The organism is Pseudomonas sp. rhizo25 (genome assembly GCF_031931935.1).
Lineage (GTDB): Bacteria > Pseudomonadota > Gammaproteobacteria > Pseudomonadales > Pseudomonadaceae > Aquipseudomonas > Aquipseudomonas synxantha.
Genome location: NZ_JAUJXA010000002.1, coordinates 379,178 through 403,468 on the forward strand (window position 1 = coordinate 379,178; position 24,291 = coordinate 403,468).

The 24,291-nt window shown below is 61.6% G+C and carries 22 protein-coding genes and 1 other RNA gene; 12 read left to right on the forward strand and 11 right to left on the reverse strand.

What is annotated here, in order from left to right; genetic code table 11:
• Positions 1–23 precede the first annotated feature (23 nt).
• Together ubiD and QZR30_RS05370 are read left to right on the forward strand one after the other, a co-directional pair.
• Entirely contained in the window at positions 24–1,490 is a 1,467-nt protein-coding gene (gene ubiD, locus QZR30_RS05365; protein ID WP_043046945.1) for a 4-hydroxy-3-polyprenylbenzoate decarboxylase, read from the forward strand.
• Positions 1,490–2,458: a CDP-6-deoxy-delta-3,4-glucoseen reductase gene (locus QZR30_RS05370; RefSeq protein WP_046070025.1), complete on the forward strand. Its 969-nt coding sequence runs from the start codon at positions 1,490–1,492 to the stop codon at positions 2,456–2,458. Before ubiD ends, QZR30_RS05370 begins: the two co-directional genes overlap by 1 nt.
• Positions 2,459–2,569: 111 nt before the next feature.
• Here the strand turns inward: QZR30_RS05370 and QZR30_RS05375 are convergent, their stop codons facing one another.
• A complete protein-coding gene (locus QZR30_RS05375) occupies positions 2,570–3,049 on the reverse strand; it encodes a sn-glycerol-3-phosphate transporter (protein ID WP_046070024.1) in 480 nt (159 codons plus the stop codon).
• A 327-nt stretch (positions 3,050–3,376) separates the two neighbouring features.
• Between QZR30_RS05375 and QZR30_RS05380 the strand changes: the two genes are divergently transcribed.
• Together QZR30_RS05380 and QZR30_RS05385 are read left to right on the forward strand one after the other, a co-directional pair.
• On the forward strand, positions 3,377–5,764 hold the full coding sequence (locus tag QZR30_RS05380; RefSeq protein ID WP_311903009.1) for a TonB-dependent receptor plug domain-containing protein: 2,388 nt from the start codon (positions 3,377–3,379) through the stop codon (positions 5,762–5,764).
• Between the two features lie 27 nt (positions 5,765–5,791).
• A complete protein-coding gene (locus QZR30_RS05385; protein ID WP_046070022.1) occupies positions 5,792–6,445 on the forward strand; it encodes a gamma-glutamylcyclotransferase in 654 nt (217 codons plus the stop codon).
• Here the strand turns inward: QZR30_RS05385 and glpT are convergent.
• Together glpT and QZR30_RS05395 are read right to left on the reverse strand one after the other, a co-directional pair.
• Entirely contained in the window at positions 6,442–7,779 is a 1,338-nt protein-coding gene (gene glpT, locus QZR30_RS05390) for a glycerol-3-phosphate transporter (RefSeq protein WP_043046949.1), read from the reverse strand. The genes QZR30_RS05385 and glpT overlap by 4 nt on opposite strands.
• A gap of 292 nt (positions 7,780–8,071) precedes the next feature.
• Positions 8,072–9,049, reverse strand: coding sequence for an NADPH:quinone oxidoreductase family protein (locus QZR30_RS05395; RefSeq protein WP_056847007.1), 978 nt, complete (start codon positions 9,047–9,049; stop codon positions 8,072–8,074).
• A gap of 150 nt (positions 9,050–9,199) precedes the next feature.
• On the opposite strand from QZR30_RS05395, the gene QZR30_RS05400 reads away from it, so the two are divergent.
• Complete coding sequence (locus QZR30_RS05400; protein ID WP_046070020.1) at positions 9,200–9,607, forward strand: flagellar basal body-associated protein FliL; 408 nt, start codon at positions 9,200–9,202, stop codon at positions 9,605–9,607.
• A gap of 94 nt (positions 9,608–9,701) precedes the next feature.
• Here the strand turns inward: QZR30_RS05400 and QZR30_RS05405 are convergent, their stop codons facing one another.
• From QZR30_RS05405 to QZR30_RS05420, 4 genes are all read right to left on the reverse strand, one after another.
• Complete coding sequence (locus tag QZR30_RS05405; RefSeq protein ID WP_046070019.1) at positions 9,702–10,820, reverse strand: ABC transporter permease; 1,119 nt, start codon at positions 10,818–10,820, stop codon at positions 9,702–9,704.
• The gene (rbbA, locus tag QZR30_RS05410) at positions 10,820–13,537 is read right to left on the reverse strand and encodes a ribosome-associated ATPase/putative transporter RbbA (protein WP_311903010.1); all 2,718 of its coding nucleotides are present in this window, start codon (positions 13,535–13,537) and stop codon (positions 10,820–10,822) included. The genes QZR30_RS05405 and rbbA overlap by 1 nt, the downstream gene beginning before the upstream one ends.
• Entirely contained in the window at positions 13,534–14,499 is a 966-nt protein-coding gene (locus QZR30_RS05415; protein WP_311903011.1) for an HlyD family secretion protein, read from the reverse strand. Before QZR30_RS05415 ends, rbbA begins: the two co-directional genes overlap by 4 nt.
• Positions 14,500–14,568: 69 nt before the next feature.
• A complete protein-coding gene (locus tag QZR30_RS05420; protein WP_046070016.1) occupies positions 14,569–15,018 on the reverse strand; it encodes an EVE domain-containing protein in 450 nt (149 codons plus the stop codon).
• Positions 15,019–15,212: 194 nt separating this feature from the next.
• Here QZR30_RS05420 and QZR30_RS05425 point away from each other — a divergent pair, with 194 nt between their 5' ends.
• Entirely contained in the window at positions 15,213–15,362 is a 150-nt protein-coding gene (locus QZR30_RS05425) for a hypothetical protein (RefSeq protein ID WP_010207387.1), read from the forward strand.
• 13 nt (positions 15,363–15,375) lie between these two features.
• Here QZR30_RS05425 and QZR30_RS05430 read toward each other — a convergent pair whose 3' ends face one another.
• The 4 genes from QZR30_RS05430 to QZR30_RS05445 form a co-directional block, all read right to left on the reverse strand.
• Complete coding sequence (locus QZR30_RS05430; RefSeq protein WP_046070015.1) at positions 15,376–16,005, reverse strand: 5-formyltetrahydrofolate cyclo-ligase; 630 nt, start codon at positions 16,003–16,005, stop codon at positions 15,376–15,378.
• Between the two features lie 58 nt (positions 16,006–16,063).
• A non-coding RNA gene (gene ssrS, locus QZR30_RS05435) (6S RNA) lies at positions 16,064–16,242 on the reverse strand.
• 30 nt (positions 16,243–16,272) lie between these two features.
• Positions 16,273–16,590 (reverse strand): cell division protein ZapA, encoded by a 318-nt coding sequence (locus QZR30_RS05440; protein WP_034116333.1) that lies wholly within the window; start codon positions 16,588–16,590, stop codon positions 16,273–16,275.
• Positions 16,587–16,796, reverse strand: coding sequence for a TIGR02449 family protein (locus QZR30_RS05445; RefSeq protein ID WP_003177365.1), 210 nt, complete (start codon positions 16,794–16,796; stop codon positions 16,587–16,589). Before QZR30_RS05445 ends, QZR30_RS05440 begins: the two co-directional genes overlap by 4 nt.
• Before the next feature lie 138 nt (positions 16,797–16,934).
• Here QZR30_RS05445 and QZR30_RS05450 point away from each other — a divergent pair, with 138 nt between their 5' ends.
• The 6 genes from QZR30_RS05450 to QZR30_RS05475 all read left to right on the forward strand — a co-directional run bounded on the left by QZR30_RS05450 (position 16,935) and on the right by QZR30_RS05475 (position 24,243).
• On the forward strand, positions 16,935–17,492 hold the full coding sequence (locus tag QZR30_RS05450) for a YecA/YgfB family protein (protein WP_043046957.1): 558 nt from the start codon (positions 16,935–16,937) through the stop codon (positions 17,490–17,492).
• A gap of 20 nt (positions 17,493–17,512) precedes the next feature.
• Positions 17,513–18,835: a Xaa-Pro aminopeptidase gene (gene pepP, locus QZR30_RS05455; RefSeq protein ID WP_046070014.1), complete on the forward strand. Its 1,323-nt coding sequence runs from the start codon at positions 17,513–17,515 to the stop codon at positions 18,833–18,835.
• Positions 18,832–20,019 carry a 2-octaprenyl-6-methoxyphenyl hydroxylase gene (gene ubiH / locus QZR30_RS05460; RefSeq protein ID WP_046070013.1) on the forward strand — a complete coding sequence of 396 codons (1,188 nt, stop codon included), beginning with the start codon at positions 18,832–18,834 and terminating at the stop codon, positions 20,017–20,019. Before pepP ends, ubiH begins: the two co-directional genes overlap by 4 nt.
• Positions 20,020–20,080: 61 nt before the next feature.
• Positions 20,081–21,298, forward strand: coding sequence for a 2-octaprenyl-3-methyl-6-methoxy-1,4-benzoquinol hydroxylase (locus QZR30_RS05465; RefSeq protein ID WP_200909402.1), 1,218 nt, complete (start codon positions 20,081–20,083; stop codon positions 21,296–21,298).
• A 162-nt stretch (positions 21,299–21,460) separates the two neighbouring features.
• Positions 21,461–22,465, forward strand: coding sequence for an extracellular solute-binding protein (locus QZR30_RS05470; RefSeq protein ID WP_068965727.1), 1,005 nt, complete (start codon positions 21,461–21,463; stop codon positions 22,463–22,465).
• A 161-nt stretch (positions 22,466–22,626) separates the two neighbouring features.
• Positions 22,627–24,243 (forward strand): ABC transporter permease, encoded by a 1,617-nt coding sequence (locus QZR30_RS05475; RefSeq protein WP_056847002.1) that lies wholly within the window; start codon positions 22,627–22,629, stop codon positions 24,241–24,243.
• The last annotated feature ends 48 nt before the right edge of the window (positions 24,244–24,291 follow it).

A 24,291-nucleotide genomic window follows, 5' to 3' on the forward strand; every position in this document is an offset into this window, starting at 1 on the left:
CTATTTTACGGGTGGCATGGTTAATGAAATTCAAGGATCTTCGGGATTTCGTGCAGCAACTTGAGCAGCGCGGAGAGTTGAAACGTATCCAGATGCCGATTTCTCCGGTGCTGGAAATGACTGAGATTTGCGACCGCACCTTGCGCAGCAAGGGCCCGGCGCTGTTGTTCGAAAAACCGACTGGCTTTGACATTCCGGTACTGGGCAACCTGTTCGGCACCCCCGAGCGTGTGGCCTTTGGCATGGGCGCCGAGTCGGTCAGCGAACTGCGTGAGATCGGCAAGTTGCTTGCCTTTCTCAAGGAGCCCGAGCCGCCCAAGGGCTTGAAGGACGCCTGGTCGAAGCTGCCGATCTTTCGCAAGATCATTGCCATGGCCCCCAAGGTGGTCAAGGACGCGGTATGCCAGGAAGTGGTCATCGAGGGCGATGATGTAGACCTGGCCATGCTCCCGGTGCAGACCTGCTGGCCGGGCGACGTTGGGCCGCTGATTACGTGGGGCCTGACCGTCACCAAGGGCCCGAACAAGGACCGCCAGAACCTCGGCATCTACCGTCAGCAAGTCATCGGCCGTAACAAGGTGATCATGCGCTGGCTGAGCCACCGTGGCGGCGCTCTCGACTTCCGGGAGTGGTGCGAGAAGCATCCCGGCCAGCCATTTCCGGTTTCAGTGGCTTTGGGCGCCGATCCGGCCACCATCCTCGGCGCCGTGACGCCTGTGCCCGACAGCCTGTCCGAATACGCCTTCGCCGGTTTGCTGCGCGGTAACCGCACCGAATTGGTCAAGTGTCGCGGTAACGACCTGCAAGTGCCGGCCACCGCCGAAATCATCCTCGAGGGCGTGATTCACCCGGGCGAGATGGCCGATGAAGGCCCTTACGGCGATCACACCGGCTACTACAACGAAGTCGATAGCTTCCCGGTGTTTACCGTCGAGCGCATCACCCATAGGGTCAAGCCGATCTACCACAGTACCTACACGGGCCGTCCGCCGGATGAGCCGGCCATCCTCGGCGTGGCGCTCAACGAAGTGTTCGTGCCGATCCTGCAAAAGCAATTCCCCGAAATCACCGACTTCTACCTGCCGCCGGAAGGTTGCTCGTACCGCATGGCGATCGTGACCATGAAGAAGTCGTACCCGGGACATGCCAAGCGGGTCATGTTGGGTGTGTGGTCGTTTTTGCGACAGTTCATGTACACCAAATTCGTTATCGTCACTGACGACGACATCAATGCCCGGGACTGGAACGACGTGATCTGGGCCATCACCACGCGCATGGACCCCAAGCGCGACACAGTGATGATCGATAACACGCCGATCGACTACCTCGACTTCGCCTCGCCGGTCTCGGGGCTGGGCTCGAAGATGGGCCTTGATGCCACCCACAAGTGGCCGGGTGAGACCACTCGCGAGTGGGGTCGGGTGATCGTCAAGGATGAAGCCGTCACGGCGCGTGTCGATGCGATCTGGAAAGAATTGGGAATAGATTGATGCGTGTAACCCTGCAACCTTCCGGCGCTGTGCTGGAGCTGGACCCTGGCGAGCGAATCCTCGACGGCGCACGTCGCCTGGGCTATGAGTGCCCCCAAGCCTGCCGCAATGGTGTATGCCATGTGTGTGCGGCGTTGCTGGTGGAAGGGCGGGTACGCCAAGCCGGCGAGGTGCGTGATCATGGTGAATTCTTCACCTGTATTGCCGAACCCTTGGAGGACTGCGTTGTGTTGTGGGATGGGGTACTGGCGCCGGGGGAGTTGCCGTTGCGCAAATTGTCGTGCCAATTGATTGAGTGCTTAGACGTCGGCGGCGATGTGTGGCGTGTACGCCTGCGTGCCCCGGCGGGCAAGGCGGTGCGTTACCATGCCGGGCAATACCTGATGATCGAGCGGGCGAATGGCGAGAAATCGGCGTTTTCCCTGGCATCGGCGCCCCATGCCGGACGTGAGCTGGAGCTGCATGTGCTGGCCCGCGAGGACAGCGCACGCAACCTCATTGAACAATTGCAGTGCAACCAGATGGCCCGCGTCGAACTGCCGTTCGGCGACACCCACCTGGCCGAGTTGCCGGACGGGCCGCTGGTGCTGATGGCCGCCGGCACCGGCATGGCGCAGATGCACAGCCTGATCGAGCACTGCCGGGCGTCCGGCTTCAAGCACCCGGTGCACCTGTACTGGGGCGTGCGTCGCCCGGAAGATTTTTACCAGATCGAGCATTGGGAGCAATGGCAGCAATTGCCCAACCTGTTCCTGCACAAGGTGGTCAGCGACCTGTGTGGCTGGGAAGGCCGCTGTGGTTTGCTGCATGAAGCGGTGTGCGAGGACATTGCCGACCTCAATAGCGTGCATGTCTATGCCAGCGGTTCGCCAGCGATGATCTACGGCACCCTGGACGCACTGGTCAACGCCGGAATGGATGCGCACCGTATGCGCGCCGATGTGTTCGCCTACGCTCCACGGCCCTAGAGACTCAAGCTGAATCCATGTGGGAGCTGGCTTGCCTGCGTAGCGGTCTGTCAGCCAACACCGCTATCGCAGGCAAGCCAGCTCCCACAGTAGACACGTGCTGTGTCAGTGTCAGAACCGTACGCCGGTCGTCACCATCGCTGCATTGAACCCCAGCAGCACCAGCTCCGCCGCCACTGGCCCATAGTGGGTACCCACCGACGGAATGATCACCGGCGCTACGCCGAATCGGTTCAACGGAATCTTGTCGCGATACTCGCCGCGATAGCCCTGGAGCAGCCCGCCGGTCAATTTCGCATACACCGGGTAGTCGGCCATGTCATAGCGCTTGCCCGCATAGGCGTAGTAAGAGCGCTGGCGGAACGAGTTGCGAAAGGTCACCCCGCCATACACCAGGCCCGACGCCTCGTTGCGTTCCAGGCCGATCAAATCCTGCTTGTTGTTGTGCTCCGGGTCTGGCGCAAAGTGCCGGGTGTAGACACTGGTCTGGGCATACCAGAAGCCCTTGTCATCGGCAGGTGGGGTTTCGGTAGCCAGTGCGGTGGTGGCCTGGGCCAGGAACAGCAGGCCAGGCAGGCGGAATTTCTTCATGGAGCGACCTCGATAGTCGATGTGATGAGCGGCTAAGTGGGTCGTGATGTGTGCGCTATTTTGACTGCTTGGCGCGTACCCAGGCTGAACCGGGGCTGAAATTACCGAAATTACCGGTTTAGATCCTGACGAGTGGGCGGGTGCGCTTATGCTTTTGCTTATTCTTTTAAGGTATTTATTCTGGCTGATAAATGTCTTTAAGCTATATGGCAACGGGCTACCGACTTCATCAACAGTAACCAATCACTGACCGCCACCGCCGCCAGCCGGATCGATCATACGAACTCAGAGTGTTGCAGTTCTATTCTTGATTCAAAGGGGAGCGGTATGGGGAGCTACAGGAAACACACGCTATACATGGCGATTTTGTCGGCCAATTTGCTGACCGTTGTGGGGTTCAATCCAGTACAGGCAGACGAAACAGCCGCCGCCGATGCGCCCAGGCTCGACACGGTGATCGTGACCGGCACCCGCGCCCAAGAGCGCACGGCCAGTGCTTCGCTGTCGCCAATCGATGTGATCTCCGGTGAGACGCTACGCAGCACCGGCTCCGACGAACTGGGCGCCGTATTGGCGCGCTTGATTCCGTCGATCAACTTCCCACGGCCAAGCCTGGTGGATGGCGCCGAACTGGTGCGCCCGGCGCAGTTGCGCGGCTTGTCGCCGGACCAGGTGTTGGTGCTGGTCAACGGCAAGCGCCGCCATACCAGTGCCTTCGTCAACCTGGGCGGTGCCGTTGGGCGCGGTTCGGCCCCGGCGGACTTGAACGCGATCCCGCTGTCGGCGGTGGACCATATCGAAGTGCTGCGCGATGGTGCTTCCGCACGTTACGGCTCTGATGCGATTGCCGGGGTGATCAATGTGATCCTCAAGCACGCCGACCATGGCGGCTCGATTTCCACCAAGTTCGGCGAGTACAAGAAAGGCGACGGCATTCAGCGTAATGTCAGCGGTAATACTGGCCTGGCGTTGGGCGACAGCGGCTTTATCAACCTGTCGGCCGAAGGCGCCGACAACGATTACACCAACCGCGCCGGCAACGATTACCGCCCAGGTAGCATTGGCTCCACCACCTACGGCCAGCGTGTGTTCCGTCAAGGCGAGCCGGCCACCAATGAAGGCAAGTTCCAGTTCAATTCGGAATATTCCTTCAGCGATGCAGCCGAGTTCTACACCTTTGGTGGCTACAGCAAGCGCCGCGGTGAAACAGCGGCGTTCTACCGGGCCAGCAACGCTTCCAATAACATCCCTGCACTGAACCCCAACGGCTACCTGCCGCTGATCAAGGGCAACCTGGAAGACACTTCACTGGTGGTGGGCATGCGCGGCCTGCTGGCCTACGACTGGCATTACGACTTGTCGGCCAACTACGGCAAGAATCAGTACGAGCTGGGCACCGAAACCATCAACACCTCCCTGGGCCTGGCGACGCCGCGCAAGTTCAACAACGGCACCCTGAGCAACGACCAGAAACAAGTCAGCCTGGACCTGTCCCGAGAGTTCGACGTGGGCTTGCTGCCGTACCCGGTCTCCGTGGCGTTTGGCGGTGAATACCTGCATCAGGGCTACGAAATCGAAGCGGGCGAGCCTGCCTCCTATTACCAGTCCGGCAGCTCGGGCCTGGGTGGTTTCCGCGACGCGGATGCCGGTACCAGTACCCGGCACAACTGGGCGCAATACCTGGACCTGGAAACCAATTTCACCGAAAAACTCAGTGTTTCGGCCGCTGTGCGCCATGAGGATTACAGTGACTTCGGTTCAAACGTCAGCGGCTCGCTGTCAGCCCGCTACGACTTCACCCCGCAGGTGGCCTTGCGCGGCAGCATCTCCAACGGTTTCCGTGCGCCGTCCCTGGCCCAGCAGAACTTTGCCTACACCTCGTCGCAGCTGATCGGCAGCACCATCCAGGAGGCTGGTACCTTCCCGGCCAACAGCCAGGTGGCCCGCCTGCTGGGTGCCGAGGACCTCAAGGCCGAGAAGTCGCGCAACTACAGCCTCGGCCTGGTGCTGGAGCCGGCCGATGACCTGACCGTCACGCTCGACGTGTACCGCATCGATATTCGCGACCGTATCAGCCTGTCCTCCAACCTCAATCTCAACCCGGCGACGGTTGCCTACCTGCAAGCCAATGGCGTCGGCAATATCAACTACACCACCGCCCGGTACTTCAACAACGCCACGGACACCAGCACCGATGGGGTCGACCTGGTGGCCAACTATCGCTACCAGTTTGATAACGGCATCCGTTGGAACAGCACCCTGGGCTATAACTACAACCACACCAAAGTCACTGACGTGAAAGCCAACCCGGCGATTCTCGACAGCCTCGGGGCCAACCTGGTACGGGTCGATCGTCGTGAGCGTATCGGTTTGCTCGGCGACACCACGCCCCAGCACAAACTGAGCCTGGGCAACGACTTCACCTTTGGCCCGTGGGCGCTGCACAGCAACCTGGTGCGCTATGGCGAGTTCACCAGCTATCAGGCGGACAAGATCAACGACCAGACTTTCAAGGCCGCCTGGGTGCTGGACCTGTCAGCCGACTACAAGCTCAAGAACTGGACCTTTACCCTGGGGGGCGACAACGTTACCGACAAATATCCAGAGAAGGTCAATGCCTACGCCAGCAGTGGCGGCAATCTGGCCTATAGCACTTTTTCGCCGTACGGTTACAGCGGCGCGTTTTATTACGGTAAAGTCGCTTACAACTGGTAACACACAGGAGGCGCACCGCTTTTCGCCATGACCGCCATTGAAACCGATCTTTTGCAGTTGGCTTACCCTCCGCGGCTCGATCTTGGGCCGCAACTCACTCACGAACAATTAATGAGCTCGATGCAGGCCACTATGGCCCGGCACAAGGGTGGGCCAGTGTGGCTGTTTGCCTATGGTTCGCTGATCTGGCGCCCTGAATGTTCGTCGACCGAACGGGTGCGCGCACGGGTTCATGGTTATCACCGCGGCTTGTACCTGTGGTCCCACGAGCACCGGGGCACGCCGGAGTTGCCGGGGTTGGTGTTCGGGCTGGATCGCGGCGGGTCCTGCAGCGGGTTTGCCTACCGCTTGCCGGAAGACCAGTTGGAGGCCTCGCTGTACGCCTTGTGGCAGCGCGAGATGCCTTACCCTTCTTATCGGCCACACTGGCTCAGTTGCCGGTTGGAAGATGGCAGTACCGTGCAGGCGTTGGGGTTTGTGTTGGAGCGGCACTTGCCCAGCTACGCCGGCAACTTGCCCGATATTGTGCTTAATCACGTGCTGCAAAGCGCTTGCGGGCGTTACGGCACCACTCGCGATTATGTCGAGCAGACCGTGAACGCCCTGCGTAGCCACGCCATGCCAGATAAGAACCTGGAGGCGCGGCTCAAGCGTTGTGCCAAGGATTGCCCGGGTGCTTAACGCGCCGAGCTGACGCTGTTGGTGTGCCACAGCGTAGGAATCAAGAACGCGATCGCCAGTACGCAGGCACCGACCAGTAACACGAACCCACCGTCCCAGCCGAAATGGTCAACCGTGTAGCCCATGGCCGCACTGGCTGCCACCGAACCACCCAGGTAACCGAACAAACCGGTGAAGCCCGCTGCGGTGCCGGCGGCTTTCTTCGGTGCCAGTTCCAGCGCCTGCAGGCCGATCAGCATTACCGGGCCGTAGATCAGGAAGCCGATGGAGAACAGCGCGATCATGTCGATCATCGGGTTGCCCGGCGGGTTGAGCCAGTAAACCAGGGTCGCCACGGTCACCAGGGCCATGAACACGATACCGGTCAGGCCGCGGTTGCCACGGAAGATCTTGTCCGACATCCAGCCGCACAACAACGTGCCTGGGATACCGGCCCACTCATAGAAGAAATACGCCCAGGACGACTTATCGACCGTGAAGTGCTTGGCTTCTTTCAAGTAGGTCGGCGCCCAGTCCAGTACGCCGTAGCGCAACAGGTAGACGAACACGTTGGCGAAGGCGATGTACCACAGCATTTTGTTGCGCAGCACGTACTTGACGAAGATTTCCTTGGCGCTGAATTCGTCTTCGTGGCTGGCGTCGTAGCCTTCCGGGTAATCGTTCTTGTACTGCTCGATCGGTGGCAGGCCCACCGATTGCGGAGTGTCGCGCATGGTGATGAAGGCAAACGCCGCCACCGCCAGGGCCACCGTGGCCGGCACATAGAACGCCGCATGCCAGTCGTTGAACCACGCCATGCCCAGCAGGAACAGCGGGCCGATCAGGCCACCGCCGACGTTGTGCGCCACGTTCCATACCGACACCACGCCGCCGCGTTCTTTCTGCGACCACCAGTGCACCATGGTCCGCCCACTTGGCGGCCAGCCCATGCCCTGGGCCCAGCCGTTGATGAACAGCAGGATGAACATCATGGTTACGCTGGACGTTGCCCAAGGCGCGAAACCGAAAATGAACATCACACCCGCTGAAACCAGCAGGCCGAAGGGCAGGAAGTAGCGTGGGTTGGAGCGGTCGGAGACCAGGCCCATGAGAAACTTGGACAAGCCGTAGGCAATCGCAATCGCCGACATCGCCAGGCCCAGTTCACCGCGGGTATAACCCTCGTCGATCAGGTAGGGCATGGCCAGGGAGAAGTTTTTGCGCAGCAGGTAATAGCCGGCGTAACCGAAGAAAATACCGGCAAAGATCTGCCAGCGCAGGCGTCGGTAGGTACTGTCTATTTTTTCTTCAGGCAGGGGCGCCTGGTGTGCGGCAGGACGAAAGAAAGCAAACATTCAAGAGCTCCAAATTTCTTGTTTTGACTGCGGATGCGAATGTTACAGTTTCGTTACCGAAAATAGCATCGCCTCTTATCTGCAAACACAGGAAAGGGGAGCAATCGCATGTTCTTTTACGAACATGTCGCTAATAGATAAGTATGGGTCGTGATCAGTTCTCTTGAGCACTGGGGATCAAAATGTGGGAGGGGGCTTGCTCCCGATAGCGGTGGTTCAGTCACTCATGGACTCACTGACCGACTCCTATCGGGGGCAAGCCCCCTCCCACATGGACCGCATTTCAAATCTGTCAGCGGGTTTGTACGACAACCTTGCCAACCGCCTTGCGTTGCCCCAGGTCATCAATCGCCTGGGCCGCCTGCTCCAGCGGATACACCTGCGACACCAATGGCCTCAACTTGCCCTCGGCATACCACGTGAACAACTGCTGAAAATTCGCCGCGTTATCCTGCGGCTGGCGCTGGGCAAACGAGCCCCAGAACACCCCCACTACCGCCGCGCCCTTGAGCAATGCCAGGTTCACCGGCAGTTCAGGAATGCGCCCGCTGGCAAACCCCACCACCAGCAGGCGGCCGTTCCAGGCGATGGCGCGGATGGCCTGGTCAAACAGATCTCCGCCCACTGGGTCGTAGATCACATCGGCGCCATTGCCGTCGGTCAGGCGCTTGACCTCGTCCTTGAGGCTGGCTTCGCTGTAGTTGATCAGCTCATCGGCGCCGGCCGCCTTGGCCACCGCGAGTTTATCGGCGCTGCTGGCGGCAGCGATCACCCGGGCGCCCATGGCCTTGCCGATTTCCACGGCGGCCAGGCCCACGCCCCCGGAAGCGCCGAGCACCAGCAGGGTTTCGCCGGGTTGCAGGTTGGCGCGCTGTTTGAGCGCGTGCATCGAGGTGCCGTAGGTCATGCTGAAGGCGGCAGCGGTGTTGAAGTCCATGCTTGGCGGGATCGGCAGCACGTTATAGCCGGGCACCGCGACCTGCTCGGCAAAGCTGCCCCAGCCGGTCAACGCCATTACGCGGTCACCGACTTTCAGGTGGCTGACTTTCTCACCCACTTCACTGACCACACCCGCCGCTTCGCCACCGGGTGAGAACGGAAAGGGCGGCTTGAACTGGTACTTGCCCTCGATGATCAGGGTGTCCGGGAAATTCACCCCGGCTGCGTGTACGTCCAGCAGGATCTCGTTCTTCTTGATCGCAGGGCTGGCGATTTCTTCCAGCACCAGGGTTTCGGCGGGGCCGAAGGCTTTGCACAGCACAGCTTTCATCGGACTATTCCTTTTGGCGTCGTGGCCGATAAGTGTAGGAGGGTACGCCCGCGGGTCAACGAGCATGCCCGGGCCTGATAAGCCGCCATAAGCTTGTGCTCAGCCTTGCTAGCGTTATGCTACCGGGCAACCGAATTCGAGGAATGAACTGTGAAAGCGTGGATCCTGTTGATGCTGGCCCTGACATTGCCGATGGCTGTCCAGGCCGAAGAGGCCAAGGAAGGCGAGGCGCCGAAGGTCAGCTATATCAGCCTGACGCCGCCATTCGTAGGCAACTATGGCCTGGATGGCACGGCGAAGCTCAAGGTGTACAAAGCCGACATCGCCCTGCGCGTAACCGGCACCGAAGCCGCCGCGGCGGTCAAAGCCAACGATCCACTGATTCGCAATCAGTTGGTGGCGCTATTCACCCAGCAGACCAGCGAGGCCATGAGCACCGTTGAAGGCAAGGAAAAACTGCGCCAGGAAGCCCTGAAACAAACCCAGCAAGTGATGAACGATGAGACCGGCAAGCCGGTGGTCGAAGACCTGCTCTTCAACAACCTGATCATCCAGTAAGTCGCTGCGCGACTTTCTCGCAAGCCCACTCCCACATTGAAATGAAATCCCCTGTGGGAGTGGGCTTGCCCGCGATAGCTGTCGGTCAGGCGCCTCAAGACGCCAGACTCTTCCTGAACCGCGCCAACGCCACCGCAAAAAACACCAAGCCAATCCCCGCCAGCGCCAGCAAATCCGGCCACACCACGCTCACCCCAGCATCCCTGAATAAAATCGCCGCACTCAAACTCACAAAGTGCGTCGACGGCGAACCCTGCATCACCCACTGCAGCCACTCGGGCATGCTGTCCAGCGGCGTACTGCCGCCAGAGAGCAACAGCATCGGGATGATCACCGGGATCGCCAGCAGGCCGAACTGCGGTGTCGAGCGGGCGAGGGTAGCGAGGAAGATCCCCAGCGCGGTGCTCGCAAACAGATACAACGCCGTCACCAACAGGAACAGGCTCATGGAGCCGGCCAACGGCACGCCGAGCAAGCCTTTGACCACCAGTTCCAGGGACAGCCACGTACACAACACCACCACCAGCATGTTGCTCCAGATTTTTGCCAGCATGATCTCCAGCGCGGTCAGGGGCAGCACCAGCAGGTGATCGAGGGTGCCGTGCTCGCGTTCGCGCAGCAGGGCGGTGCCGGTCAGCACGATGGCGAGGATGGTGATGTTGTTGACGATCTGGATCACCGCCAGGAACCAGCCACCTTCCAGGTTGGTATTGAACAGCGCCCGGGTGGTCAGCAGGGCCGGGGCTTTGCCGGCAGCGTCGGCCTGGCCGCTGTAGGTCAGCAGTTCGCGTTGGAAAATCCGCCCGATGTAACCGGCGCCCATGAAGGCCTGGCTCATTGCCGTGGCATCGACGTTCACCTGCACGCCCGGCTGGCGCCCCGCCAACAGATCGGCCTGGAAATTCGCCGGTACATTGACGACGAAGGTGTACTGACCGCTGTCCATGACCTTGTCCAGCTGGTCGTAGGCCAGTGGCGCCGGCGCTTGGAATTCTGGCGGCTGCAGGGCCTCGGCCATTTGTCGCGAGAGCGCACTGTGATCTTCATCGACAAAGGCCACGCTGGCGTTGTGCACGCCAATCACCGAGCCGGCAGCGGGCATGTAGATCGCCACGGTGAAGGCGTAGAACAGAAATAGCAGCAACACGCTGTCGTGGCGCAGGCTGGTGAGTTCCTTGAGCCCCAGGCGCAGGATATGGGCGAGCTTGTGCATCAGGCCTCCTGCTTCTTGAGCATCACCAGGCTCAGCCCGGTGAAACCGACGAAAAACCCGAACAACGCCAGGCACTGCGGCCACAACTGGCGCAGGTCCAGAGCCTTGGTGAAGGTACCCACCGCAATATCCAGGAAGTGCCCGGCGGGGAACAGCATGCCCATCAGTGCCGCTGCGCCTTCCAGGGAGGAGCGCGGCACGATCAGCCCGGAAAACTGGATAGTCGGCAGGCTGGTGATGATCATGGTGCCGAGGATAGCTGCGATCTGGGTGCGGGTGAATGCCGAGATCAACAGGCCCATGCTCGTGGTCGCCAGCACGTACAACAGGCCACCGAAAGCCAGGGTCAAGCCGCTGCCTTTGAACGGTACACCGAACAACCAGCGGTTCATCGCCGCCAGCAGCGCCAGGTTGACCAGGCTGACGGCCAGGTAGGGCGCCTGTTTGCCCAGCAGGAACTCCAGGCGTGTCAGCGGCGTGGCGTAGAAATTGGTGATCGAACCCAGCTCTTTTTCGCGCACGATGCCCAGGGCGGTGAGCATCGCCGGGATAAATGCCAGGATCAGCGCCATTACGCCCGGGCCGATAGCGTTCACGCTGACCACGTCCTGGTTGTAGCGAAAGCGTGTTTCCAGCTTGACCGCGGCTTGTGTGCTGCGGGGCAGGCTGCTCAATTCGGCCAACTGCTGGAGATTGCCTTGGTGTACCGCTTCGACGTAGTTGCGGCTGGTTTCGGCGCGAAACGGCATGCCGCCATCGATCCATGCAGCCACGGTCGGTTGGCGCCCGGCGTACAGGTCGCGGCCAAAACCCGGTGGGATTTCCAGGGCCAGTTTGATTTCCGAGCGTTGCAGGCGCCGGTGCAATTCATTGGCGTCGCGGATGGGGGCTTGCTCGGCGAAATAGCGTGAACTGCGAAATGCTTCCAAGTAGGCGCGGCTTTGCGGAGTCTGGTCCTGGTCGTAGACGGCGAAGGCGAGGTTTTCCACATCCAGGGAAATGCCGTAGCCGAAGATCACCATCATGAACATCGCCCCGAGCAAGGCAAAAGCCATGCGTACCCTGTCGCGCAGCAACTCCTTGCCTTCGCGACTGGCCACGGCCAACCACCGTGCCAGGCTGAAACCGCGTTTGCTCACCGGTGGCGCGTGGGTGTCGTTGACGGTTGCCCGGGGGGCTGCGGGTTCGGGTTCTCCTTGGGCCTGTTCCAGGCAGGTGACGAAAGCCGCTTCCAGGGTGTCGCCGTGGAACTGCTGTTGCAACGCCTCGGGTGTGTCGCAGGCCAGCACTTTGCCGGCATGCATCAAGGAGATGCGGTCGCAGCGCTGGGCTTCATTCATAAAGTGAGTGGACAGGAAGATGGTCACACCTTGTTCCCGCGACAACTCGATCAGCAACCGCCAGAAATCATCCCGCGCCGCCGGGTCGACGCCCGAGGTAGGCTCATCGAGGATCAGCACTTCCGGGCGATGCAGCACCGCAACCGCCAAGGACAAACGCTGGCGCAGGCCAAGGGGTAACTCGCCGGAGGGCTGGTCGGCCACTTCACCGAGGTCGAAGCGTTGGATCAGTTCATCAATACGCGGGCCGCTGTCAGCCTTGGGCAGGTCGAACAGTTGCGCATGCAGCACCAGGTTCTGGCGCACGCTCAGCTCGCCATACAGCGAGAAGCTTTGCGACATAAAGCCCACGCGCTTGCGGGTCGCCAGGTCCTTGGCGTCTACCGGTTTGCCCAGCAGGATTGCACTGCCCTCGGTGGCCGGCATCAGCCCGGTCAGCACTTTCATGGTGGTGGTCTTGCCGCAACCGTTGGAACCGAGGAAGCCGAAGATCTCGCCGCGGCCAATGGCAAAGCTGACCTTGTTCACCGCGGTGAAATCGCCAAAGCGCAGGGTCAGGTCGTGGGCTTGAATGGCGATATCGGCGTTGCCGCCTGTGCGCGGTGGAATTACCAGTGGCTGGTTGTCGTGGGCACTGTCGCCCTGGAAGTGGGTGAAGGCCTCATCGAGCTTGCCGCTGGGCGTTATCGTCGCCAGTTCGCGGCTCAGTCCATCGGCGATCAACCTGCCACGGTCGAGCATCAGGCAATGCTCGAATTGCTCGGCCTCTTCCATGTAGGCGGTGGCCACCAGCAGTGTCAGTTGCGGGCGCTCACTGCGTACGCTGTCTACCAGTTCCCAGAAGCGTCGGCGTGACAGCGGGTCGACGCCGGTGGTGGGCTCGTCGAGGATCAACAGGTCCGGATCATGGATCAGCGCGCAGCACAGGCCGAGCTTCTGCTTCATACCGCCGGAGAGCTTGCCTGCCGGGCGCTCGGCAAAACGTGCGAGGTCGGTGGCGAGCAGCAGGTTGTGCATGCGCTGGTCGCAATCGGCTTTCGACAGGCCGAACAAGGTGGCGAAGAAACGGATGTTCTCGCTGATGGACAACTCGGGGTACAGGTTACCGCCCAGACCCTGGGGCATAAAGGCGATGCGCGGGTACAGGCTGTTGCGATGGCGACGGTCTTGGATAGAACCGCCGAGCACCTGCAACTGGCCCACCTGCAGCTTCTTAACCCCGGCGATCAACCCCAGCAGGCTCGACTTGCCGGCGCCGTCCGGGCCGATCAACCCGCAGCGGGTGCCAGCCGGCAGGCTGAAGGCGATGTCGAGCAGTGCCTGTTGCTTGCCGTAGCGGTGGTTGATCCCCGTGGCGTGCAGCGCCAGGCCGCTCATTGCAGGTTGGCCGGCCAGTCGATATCGGCTGTGCGCACATAACCCGCGCCGGGCATGCCCGGCTTGGCTTGCGGCACGGCACTGGGTTGAGTCAGGTGCAATTTGACGCGGAACACCAGTTTCTGCCGCTCATCGCGGGTTTCCACTTCCTTGGGGGTGAACTGGGATTTGTCCGCGACAAAACTGATTTTGGCCGGCAACGCCTGCTGCGGCAGGGCATCGAGCAGGATGCGCGCTTCACTGCCGACGGTCAGGCGACCGGTGACGGAGGCGGGCAGGTAGAGGTTCATGTACTGGTCATTGGGGTCAATCAGCAGCAACACGCGCCCACCCGCGCCGAGCACTTCACCTGGCTCGGCCAGGCGCAACTGGATGATGCCGTCGATGGGCGCACGCAGGCTGCTGTCATCGATTTCGCTGGTGAGCTGGGCGACCTGGGCCTGGGCCGCACCGATGGCGGCCTTCACTGCGTTGACTTGGGCTTGGGCCGCGATCACCGCCGCATTGCCGGTGTTCTGGCGTGCTTGTTGCTGGTCGATCAATTGGCTGCTGGCGAAGCCGCGCCGGTACAGCTCCTGGGTACGCTTGAGTTCCTGGCTGGCCAGCAATTGCTCGCTTTGGCGCAACTGCACGTTGGCTTCGGCGGCGGCGAAGTTTTCCTTGGCGCGCAACACCTCGGCTTCGGCTTGGGCGCGCTGGGCTTCCAGGGTGCGGGTGTCCATACGCGCCAGCAGCTGGCCCTTGAGCACTTTGTCGCCTTCATCCACGCGTACTTCGGCCAGGCGCCCGGGGATCTTGGCGGCGATCTGCACTTCGGTGGACTCCAGCCGCCCGTTACCTATGCTCAAGCCTTCGGGCAGGCGGTCCTGGGTCGAGCGCCAGTAACCAAAGGCCCCGGCCCCTAGCAACAGGACGATCAGGGCGGAGGCGAAAAGACGGGAGGTGCGGTGGTTCGTAGACATGGCTGCATCCTGCGGCGTTAGCGTCCCAGTGTGACGGGTTTACCCCGTGAGGGTCTTGATATCGGTCAGTTAAAGCAGATGAAGGATGGCCGCCCACTGTTCAGGCGTGACCGCCATGACCGAAAGCCGGCTGCCTTTCTGCACCAGCGGCATTTCGGCAAGGGCGGTTTGCTGCTTCAAATCGCCCAGGCTCAGCACCTTGGGGAAGGTCTTGACGTGGGCCACGGTGATTGCGCTCCACGGGTTTTTCTCTGCGCTGGCCTTGGCGTCGAAATAAGGGCTGTCGGGTTCCAAGGCAGTAGGGTCCGGGTAGGCGGCCTCGATGATTTTGCCGATGCCGGCAATACCGGGCTGCGGGCAACTGGAGTGATAGAAGAAAAATTCATCGCCCACGGCCATCGCCCGCAGAAAGTTGCGTGCCTGATAGTTACGCACCCCATCCCAGCGCGCTTGGCCGAGCGTTTCCAGGCCGGTGATGGAGAGTTCATCGGGCTCGGATTTCATCAGCCAGTAGGCCATTTTTGGGCTCCTGAAAAAGGCATTGGGCAAGTTGTCGGGCAATTCCATCACAAACCGACAGTCGGTTGGCGTCAAGGTTTGCGTGTTGGTTCACGTTGCCGCAGAATGCGCGCTTTTAGGCTTGACGCAGCTGCAACGGACTACTTTGGAACGTTGTTGTCATCGTGTACGAGATGCCTGAAGGGGGGCAATCGATGCAACGTAAACCGGATTTACTATGGATTTTGGTTATTTTGTTTGGTCTGGGCGTCGTGACCACCGGTTATGCCCAGAGCCTGTGGTCGAACAAGACCGATGCACCGGTTGAACTGGCTCAGCAGCAGCCACAACCGTTCAAGCGTTAACTCGAAGCATTAACTAAGGCGCCGCTGTTTCCAGCGGCGTTTCTGCGACATACCACTGCTTATCGGTCACCGTCCCCGCCAACGGCACATCCCAGCTTGCCTGCGCCAGTCGCCCGACTTTCTGGCATTCGTGGGCCAGCCCCAGCAGCGTCGGCTTGCGCCAGCTATGGCGGCGGGCCAGATAGGCCAGGCTGCGGTCGTAGAACCCGCCGCCCATGCCCAGGCGCCCGCCCACATCATCGAAGCCCACCAGCGGCAACAGCACCAAATCCAGCGCCCACACCTGGCGTTGGCGATGGGCATTGACCCGTGGCTCAAGAATGCCAAAGCGGTTGGGCAACAACTTTTCCCCAGGCCGCACGCGCTGGAACACCATCTTGGTGCGCGGCCAGGCGCTCAGTACCGGCAGATAGGTGGCCTTGCCCCGGCGCTGGGCTGCATGCAGCAGCAGGCGCGGATCGATTTCACCGTCCGTCGGTAGATATAAGGAAATATGTTTGGCCCGGCGTAACAGCGGGTGCTGTGCCAGTTGCCGATACACCCCAAGGGCGGCCTGGCGCTGCTCGCTCGGCGTGAGTGCCCGGCGGGCTTTGCGCAACATGCGTCGAAGTTGCGGACGGGAAAGCGGCGCAGGTTCGGTCATGGTTTTTCGGCTCATAAAACAATGCCAGTCCTGGGACTGGCATTGAGTTTGGAAATTCAGGCTCCCCGACAGAGCCGCTGTCGACTTAGCCCTTGAACCCGAAAGTTCAAGGTGGAAGAAGCAGTAGGCTTTAAGGCTTTCCGTCTAGCGGACATGCACACCAGCCCAACGTGCAACTTCCAGGGTAGTGCGAATCGGCTCAGGGACATCGCCGACTGGCAAACACGCCAGGGAGTGACGCGAGTATACCTTAAACAGACTCGGCAATCAGCCCTTGGGTGTGTCTGAATCGGTAGAAAGCACCAGATCCACGCGCTCCAGCAGGTCACGTACCTGCTCGCGGGTCGAGCCGCTGGCCTGTACGTCAGGGCGTTCCTGCTTATGCAACAGGTCGTGGGTAATATTCAGCGCGGCCATCACGGCGATGCGGTCGGCGCCGATGACTTTGCCGCTGCTGCGGATTTCACGCATCTTGCCGTCCAGATAGCGGGCAGCACTCACCAGGTTGCTGCGTTCTTCCTGGGGGCAGATGATCGAATATTCTTTGTCGAGGATCTGCACGGTTACGCTATTGCTTGAACTCATGAGTCTTGCTCCAAGGCCTTCAGGCGCGAAATCATCGATTCGACCTTACGCCGGGCGATTTCGTTTTTTTCAATGAGGTGAGCGCGTTCCTCGCGCCAGGTCTTTTCCTGAGCTAATAGGAGTCCGTTTTGACTCTTTAGTTGCTCGACCCGATCAATTAGCAGTTCGAGTCTGGCCATCAGCGCTTGCAGGTCGGTGTCTTCCATTGGGTTCCACTGGATTTGTCTGATGAATGGCAACTGCAGGATAAACGATCTGACGCCCTCGATAGTCTTGGTGCGTCTGCCGGTGCTAGGATACAGCGCTCCATTCTAGACATTGCGCCGTCTGGCGCCTAGCTCACCATGCCCATTCAGAATTCCCCGTACGACGCTTTTTCCAAACTGCTGAGCACCAGCGGTCACCCATGCTCGCCTGCCGAACTGCACGGCGTGCTGTTGGGCCGCAGTTGCACCGGTGTGGGCTTTGATGCCGACAACTGGCTGGCTGATGTAGCCGAGCTGCTGGAAACCGAACCCAACGAAAACGTGCGCAACGCGTTGATTGGCCTGCAAGAGATGGTCAAGGGCGAGCTGACCGGTGACGACGTCACCGTGGTCCTGCTGCTGCCGACCGATGACGCGCCGCTCACCGAGCGCGCTGCCGCCCTGGGCCAGTGGTGCCAGGGTTTCCTCCACGGTTTCGGCGTTAACGCCGGCGGCCTGGAGCTGAGCACCGACGCCAAGGAAGTGCTGCAGGACCTGGCAGCCATCTCCCAGGTGCAAGATGCCCTGGAAGAATCCGAAGACGGCGAAGGCGACTACATGGAAGTCATGGAATACCTGCGCGTCGCGCCGTTGCTGCTGTTCACCGAGACCCGAAAGTCCGCTGAACCGGTCGCGGCCAAGCCGTCGTTGCACTAAGAAAGGAAGCCCATCTGCCCATGATTCATATCCCCAAAGCGGAATACACCCGTCGCCGCAAGGCGCTCATGGCGCAGATGGAACCCAACAGCATCGCGATCCTGCCGGCTGCCGCCGTGGCCATCCGCAACCGCGATGTCGAGCACGTGTACCGCCAGGACAGCGACTTCCAGTACCTGAGCGGCTTTCCGGAGCCCGAGGCGGTGATCGTGCTGATGCCCGGTCGCCAGCACGGCGAATACGTGTTGTTCTGCCGTGAGCGCAACGCTGAACGCGAGCTATGGGATGGCCTGCGCGCCGGCACTGAAGGCGCGATCCGTGACTTTGGCGCCGACGACGCATTCCCTATCACCGATATCGACGACATCCTGCCCGGCCTGATCGAAGGCCGCGACCGGGTATATTCGGCCATGGGCAGCAACGCCGAATTCGACCGGCATGTGATGGAGTGGATCAACGTGATCCGTTCCAAGGCGCACCTGGGCGCCCAGCCACCGAACGAATTCGTTGCCCTGGATCATCTGCTCCACGATATGCGCCTGTATAAATCGGCGGCAGAAGTGAAGGTGATGCGCGAGGCGGCGCGAATTTCCTGTGCTGCCCACGTGAGGGCAATGCAGGCCAGCCGTGCCGGGCTGCATGAGTTCAGCCTGGAAGCCGAGCTGGATTACGAATTCCGCAAGGGCGGCGCGAAAATGCCGGCCTATGGCTCCATCGTCGCCGCCGGGCGCAACAGTTGCATCCTGCATTACCAGCAGAATGACGCGCTGCTCAAGGACGGCGACCTGGTGCTGATCGACGCCGGTTGTGAGATCGACTGCTACGCCAGCGACATCACCCGCACCTGGCCGGTCAACGGCAAGTTTTCGCCTGAGCAAAAGGCGATCTACGAGATTGTGCTGGCCTCCCAGGAAGCCGCCTTCAAGCAGATCGCGCCGAACAAACATTGGAACCAGGCCCACGAGGCGACCGTGCAGGTCATCACCGCCGGGCTGGTGAAGCTGGGGCTGCTGCAAGGTGACGTTGACGAGCTGATCGCCAGCGAGGCCTACCGCGCTTTCTACATGCACCGCGCCGGCCACTGGCTGGGCATGGATGTGCATGATGTGGGCGAGTACAAGGTCGGCGGTGAATGGCGGGTGCTGGAAGTCGGCATGGCCTTGACCGTGGAGCCGGGCATCTATATTTCCCCGGATAACCAGAACGTGGCAAAGAAATGGCGTGGCATTGGCGTACGCATCGAGGACGACGTGATAGTGACCAAGCAAGGCTGTGAAATCCTGACTGGCGGCGTGCCCAAAACCGTTGCCGAGATCGAAGCGCTCATGGCGGCTGCCCGATGAGCCGGGTCAACCTGGCAATCATCGGCGGCGGCCTGGTGGGCGCCAGCCTCGCCCTGGCGTTGCAGGCCGGGGCCAAGACGCGGGGTTGGAAGATCGTGTTGATCGAGCCCTTTGCGCCGGGTGACAGCTACCAGCCGAGCTACGATGCGCGCTCTTCGGCGCTGTCGTTTGGCGCCCGCCAGATTTACCAGCGCCTGGGCTTGTGGCAGGCCATCTCCCAGCGTGCCGAGCCGATCAAGCAAATCCATGTGTCGGACCGTGGGCGTTTCTCCACGGCACGTTTGTCCGCCATGGAAGAGGGCGTGCCGGCCCTGGGCTATGTAGTGGAAAACGCCTGGCTCGGCCAATGCCTGTGGCAAGGCCTGGACAAGGACGTGGTGAGCTGGCGCTGCCCGGCGGAAGTCACACGCATGGAACCACTGCCCGATGGCTATCGCCTGACTCTCAACGATGAAACCGTGCTGGAGTGCGACCTGGCGGTACTGGCCGATGGCGGCCGCTCCGGTTTGCGTGAGCAACTGGGCATTGGCGTGAAGACCCGGCCCTACAACCAGAGCGCACTGATCGCCAACATCACTCCGAGCGAAGCCCACAATGGCGAAGCGTTCGAGCGCTTTACCGATGAAGGGCCGATGGCCTTGCTGCCGCTGCCGGACAACCGTTGCGCGCTGGTCTGGACCCGCATCGGCATGGACGCCCAGCGCCTGGCCAGCCTTGACGAGCGAAGCTTCCTGAGCGAATTGCAGGGTGTGTTCGGGTATCGCCTGGGCACCCTCAAGCAGGTGGGTGCCCGTCACCTGTACCCGCTGACCCTGGTGGAAGCCGAAGAGCAAGTGCGCTCGCACCTGGCGGTGCTTGGCAATGCGGCGCACAGCCTGCACCCGATTGCCGGGCAGGGCTTCAACCTGTCCCTGCGCGATGCCAATGCCTTGGCCGAGGCGTTGCTGGCCGGGCCGGCCGTGCCGGGCGACCTGGCGACCCTGCAAGGCTATCGCGAGCGCCAGCGTCTGGACCAGCAACTCACCGTGGGTTTCTCCGACCAGGTCACGCGCCTGTTTGGCAGCGGCCAGCCGTTGATGGCGCTGGGTCGCAACCTGGGCCTGCTGGGCCTGGACCTGTTGCCGCCGGCCAAACGCTGGTTCGCCCGCCAGGCCATGGGCCTGGGCACGCGCGCCGATGTCTGAACCGGCCCACTACTTTATCGGCGGCCTGTGCCGCACACGAGACAAGGCTTAAAGCATGGACATGCACGCAGATGTGCTGATTGTCGGGGCCGGAATGGTCGGAAGCGCGCTGGCGCTGGCGTTGCAGGGCAGTGGCTTGCAGGTGCTGCTGCTCGACGGCAGCCCCTTAAGTGTCAAACCGTTCGAGCCAGATGCGGCGTTTGAACCGCGGGTGAGCGCGTTGTCGGCTGCCAGCCAGCGCATCCTCGAACGCCTGGGCGTGTGGGACGGCATCGTCGAGCGTCGCGCCAGCCCTTACGGCGAGATGCAGGTGTGGGATGGCAGCGGCACCGGGCAGATCCACTTCTCGGCGGCCAGCGTGCATGCCGAGGTGCTCGGGCATATCGTCGAAAACCGCGTAGTGCAGGATGCCTTGCTGGAGCGCCTGCACGACTGCGACCTCGGCCTGCTGGCCCATGCGCGCCTTGAGCAGATGCGCCGCTCCGGCGATGACTGGCTGCTGACCCTGGCTGACGGGCGCAAATTGCGTGCGCCGCTGGTGGTGGCCGCCGATGGCGCCAACTCCGCAGTACGCCGCCTGACCGGCACCCCGACCCGCGAGTGGGATTACCTGCATAACGCGATCGTCACCAGCGTGCGCAGCAGCCAGCCGCACCAGCGCACGGCCTGGCAACGCTTTACCGATACCGGCCCGCTGGCGTTCCTGCCGCTGGTACGGGATGGGCAGGAAGACTGGTGCTCGATTGTCTGGTCGACCACGCCGGCTGAATCCGAGCGCCTGATGGCTCTGGATGATGAACGCTTCTGCCGGGAACTCGAGCGTACCTTCGAAGGCCGCCTGGGCACTGTGATCAGCGCCGACCCACGAGTTTGCGTGCCGTTGCGTCAGCGCCATGCCAAACGCTATGTGGCCGAGGGCCTGGCGTTGATCGGCGACGCGGCCCATGTGATCCACCCGTTGGCAGGGCAGGGCGTGAACCTGGGCTTCCTCGACGCGGCGGTGTTGGCCGAAGTATTGCTGGCGGCCACCGAGCGCGGCGAGCGCCTGGCGGACGTGAAGGTGCTGAGCCGTTACGAGCGGCGGCGCATGCCGCACAACCTGGCGTTGATGGCGGCGATGGAAGGCTTTGAACGCCTGTTCCAGGCTGATCAACTGCCGTTGCGCTGGTTGCGTAATACCGGCTTGAAAATCGTCGACCAGATGCCCGAAGCCAAGGCAGTGTTTGTGCGCCAGGCGCTAGGTTTGACTGGCGATCTACCAGAACTCGCTAAACCCTGAATTGAAACACAGTCCCCTGTGGGAGGGGGCTTGCCCCCGATGAGGCACTCAATCCTCGCGCATATTCGGGATGTGCAACATCTGGTAACGCCTCCGCCGAGCGTTACCAAATGTGAGTCCTTATCATTTGCCCTCAATTTGCAAATGAGAGAGACCGCACCCATGTTGGCACCCAAGCGCCTCCTGACTGCCCTGGCACTCATCCTGATCGGCAGCACTACCGTGCAGGCGGCCGACGAAGTGGTGGTCTACTCCTCGCGTATCGACGAACTGATCAAGCCGGTTTTCGATGCCTACACCAAGAAGACCGGCGTGCAGGTCAAGTTCATCACCGACAAGGAAGCGCCGCTGATGCAGCGCATCAAGGCCGAGGGCGAGAACGCCACCGCCGACCTGCTGCTCACCGTCGATGCCGGCAACCTGTGGCAGGCTGAACAGATGGACATCCTGCAACCCTTCACCTCTGCCGTCATCGACAAGAATATTCCGCTGCAATATCGCTCATCGGCCCACGCCTGGACCGGTTTGAGCCTGCGTGCACGCACGATCGCCTATTCCACCGACCGGGTAAAACCGGGCGAACTGACCACCTACGAAGCCCTGGCCGACAAGCAGTGGGAAGGCCGCCTGTGCCTGCGTACGGCGAAAAAGGTCTATAACCAGTCGCTGACCGCGACCTTGATCGAAACCCATGGCGCGGCCAGGACCGAAGAGATCGTCAAGGGCTGGGTCAACAACCTGTCCACCGACGTGTTCTCCGATGACATTGCCGTGCTGGAAGCCATAAACGCCGGGCAGTGCGACGTGGGTATCGTCAACACCTACTACTACGGTCGCCTGCACAAGCAGAAGCCGGACCTGGCAGTGAAACTGTTCTGGCCGAACCAGGGCGACCGTGGCGTGCATGTGAACCTTTCGGGCATCGGCCTGACCAGGCACGCGCCGCACCCGGAAGCGGCCAAGGCACTGGTGGAGTGGATGACTACGCCTGAGGCGCAGAAAATCTTTGCCGACGTGAACCAGGAGTTCCCCGCCAACCCGGCGGTGCCGCCATCGGCGGAAGTGGCGAGCTGGGGCAAGTTCGTGGCCGATACCTTGCCGGTGGAAGTGGCGGGCAAGCGTCAGGCCGAGGCCATTCGCCTGATGGATCGCGCCGGCTGGAACTGAATGTGTAAATTGCCACAGATCTAAATGTGGGAGGGGGCTTGCTCCCGATGGCGGAGTGTCAGTCTAATCATCAGTGACTGGCACTCCGCTATCGGGGGCAAGCCCCCTCCCACATTGTTTTGTGTTTGTCTTTGAATAGTCTGTTCATAGAGAGCTTTTCCTTGGCCCACCCCGCCCAACGCCGTTGGTACCTGCCGGTCTTTTCCGTCGCCGCCCTGGTGCTGCTGCCGCTGAGCGTGCTGCTGCTGTCCTGGCAAAGCATCGACCACCAGATCTGGTCCCATCTCTGGGATACTCAGATGCCTCGATTGCTGGGCAACACCTTGACCCTGGTACTCGGCGTCGGTCTAGGTGTGACACTGTTGGGTGTCAGCCTGGCCTGGTTGACCAGCCTCTGCGAATTCCCCGGGCGACGCTGGCTCGATTGGGCGCTGATGCTGCCCTTTGCGATCCCGGCTTATGTGCTGGCCTTTGTGTTCGTCGGCCTGCTGGATTTCGCAGGGCCCGTGCAGACTTTGCTGCGCGAATGGTTCGGTGCCGGGCTGCGTTTGCCGCGAGTGCGCTCCACCAGCGGCGTGATCATCGTGTTGGTGCTGGTGTTCTACCCTTACGTCTACCTGCTGGCGCGCACGGCGTTCCTGGCCCAGGGCAAGGGCTTGATGGAAGCGGCGCGGGTGCTGGGGCAGTCGCCCTGGCAAGCGTTCTGGCGCGTGGCCTTGCCGATGGCGCGCCCGGCGATTGGTGCTGGCGTGGCCTTGGCCTTGATGGAGACCCTGGCGGATTTCGGCGCCGTCTCGGTATTCAACTTCGACACCTTCACCACCGCCATCTACAAGACCTGGTATGGTTTTTTCAGCCTTTCCAGTGCCGCGCAGCTGGCCAGCCTGTTGCTGCTGGTGGTGATGCTGGTGCTGTATGGCGAACGGCGCGCGCGTGGGGCGAGCCGACCGAGCAATGAGCGACCACGAGGCAAGGCGTTGTACCACCTGCGCGGGCTCAAGGCGGCTGCGGCCAGCGCCTGGTGCGGCCTGGTCTTCGCCTGCGCGTTTGTGATCCCGATGCTGCAACTGGTGGCCTGGTTCTGGCAGCGCGGGCGCTTCGACCTGGATGAGCGCTATACCGGCCTGATCGTCCACACCCTCTACCTGGGCGGTATCGCGGCGCTGATCACCGTCAGCGTGGCGTTGGTACTGGCCTTTGCCAACCGCCTGGCGCCGACCCGGGCGATTCGCTCCGGCATCAGCCTGGCCAATGTCGGCTATGCCTTGCCGGGCTCGGTGCTGGCGGTGTCGATCATGCTGGCGTTCAGCTATCTGGACCGTGAGCTGGTGGTGCCGCTGTCCGGCTGGCTGGGAGGTGCGGGCAAGCCCTTGCTGTTGGGCAGCCTGTCTGCACTGGTGTTGGCGTACCTGGTGCGATTCCTGGCCGTAGCCTACGGGCCGCTGGAAAATAGCCTGGCGCGAATCCGTCCGTCGCTGCCCGAAGCTGCACGCAGCCTTGGAGTGAGCGGCCCACGACTGTTTTGCAAAGTGTATCTGCCGTTGTTGTTGCCGGGCACCTTGAGCGCGGCGCTGCTGGTGTTCGTCGACGTGCTCAAGGAAATGCCTGCAACCCTGCTGATGCGCCCGTTCGGCTGGGACACCCTGGCGGTGCGCATCTTTGAAATGACCAGTGAAGGCGAATGGGCGCGGGCCTCTTTGCCGGCGCTGACCCTTGTGCTGGTCGGGTTGTTGCCGGTCATCGGGCTGATTCGCCGCTCTGCCCGACAAATCGGTTAGGTGCCAGTCCTACAGCTTGAGGCTACAATGCGCGGCATTCGGTGCGCT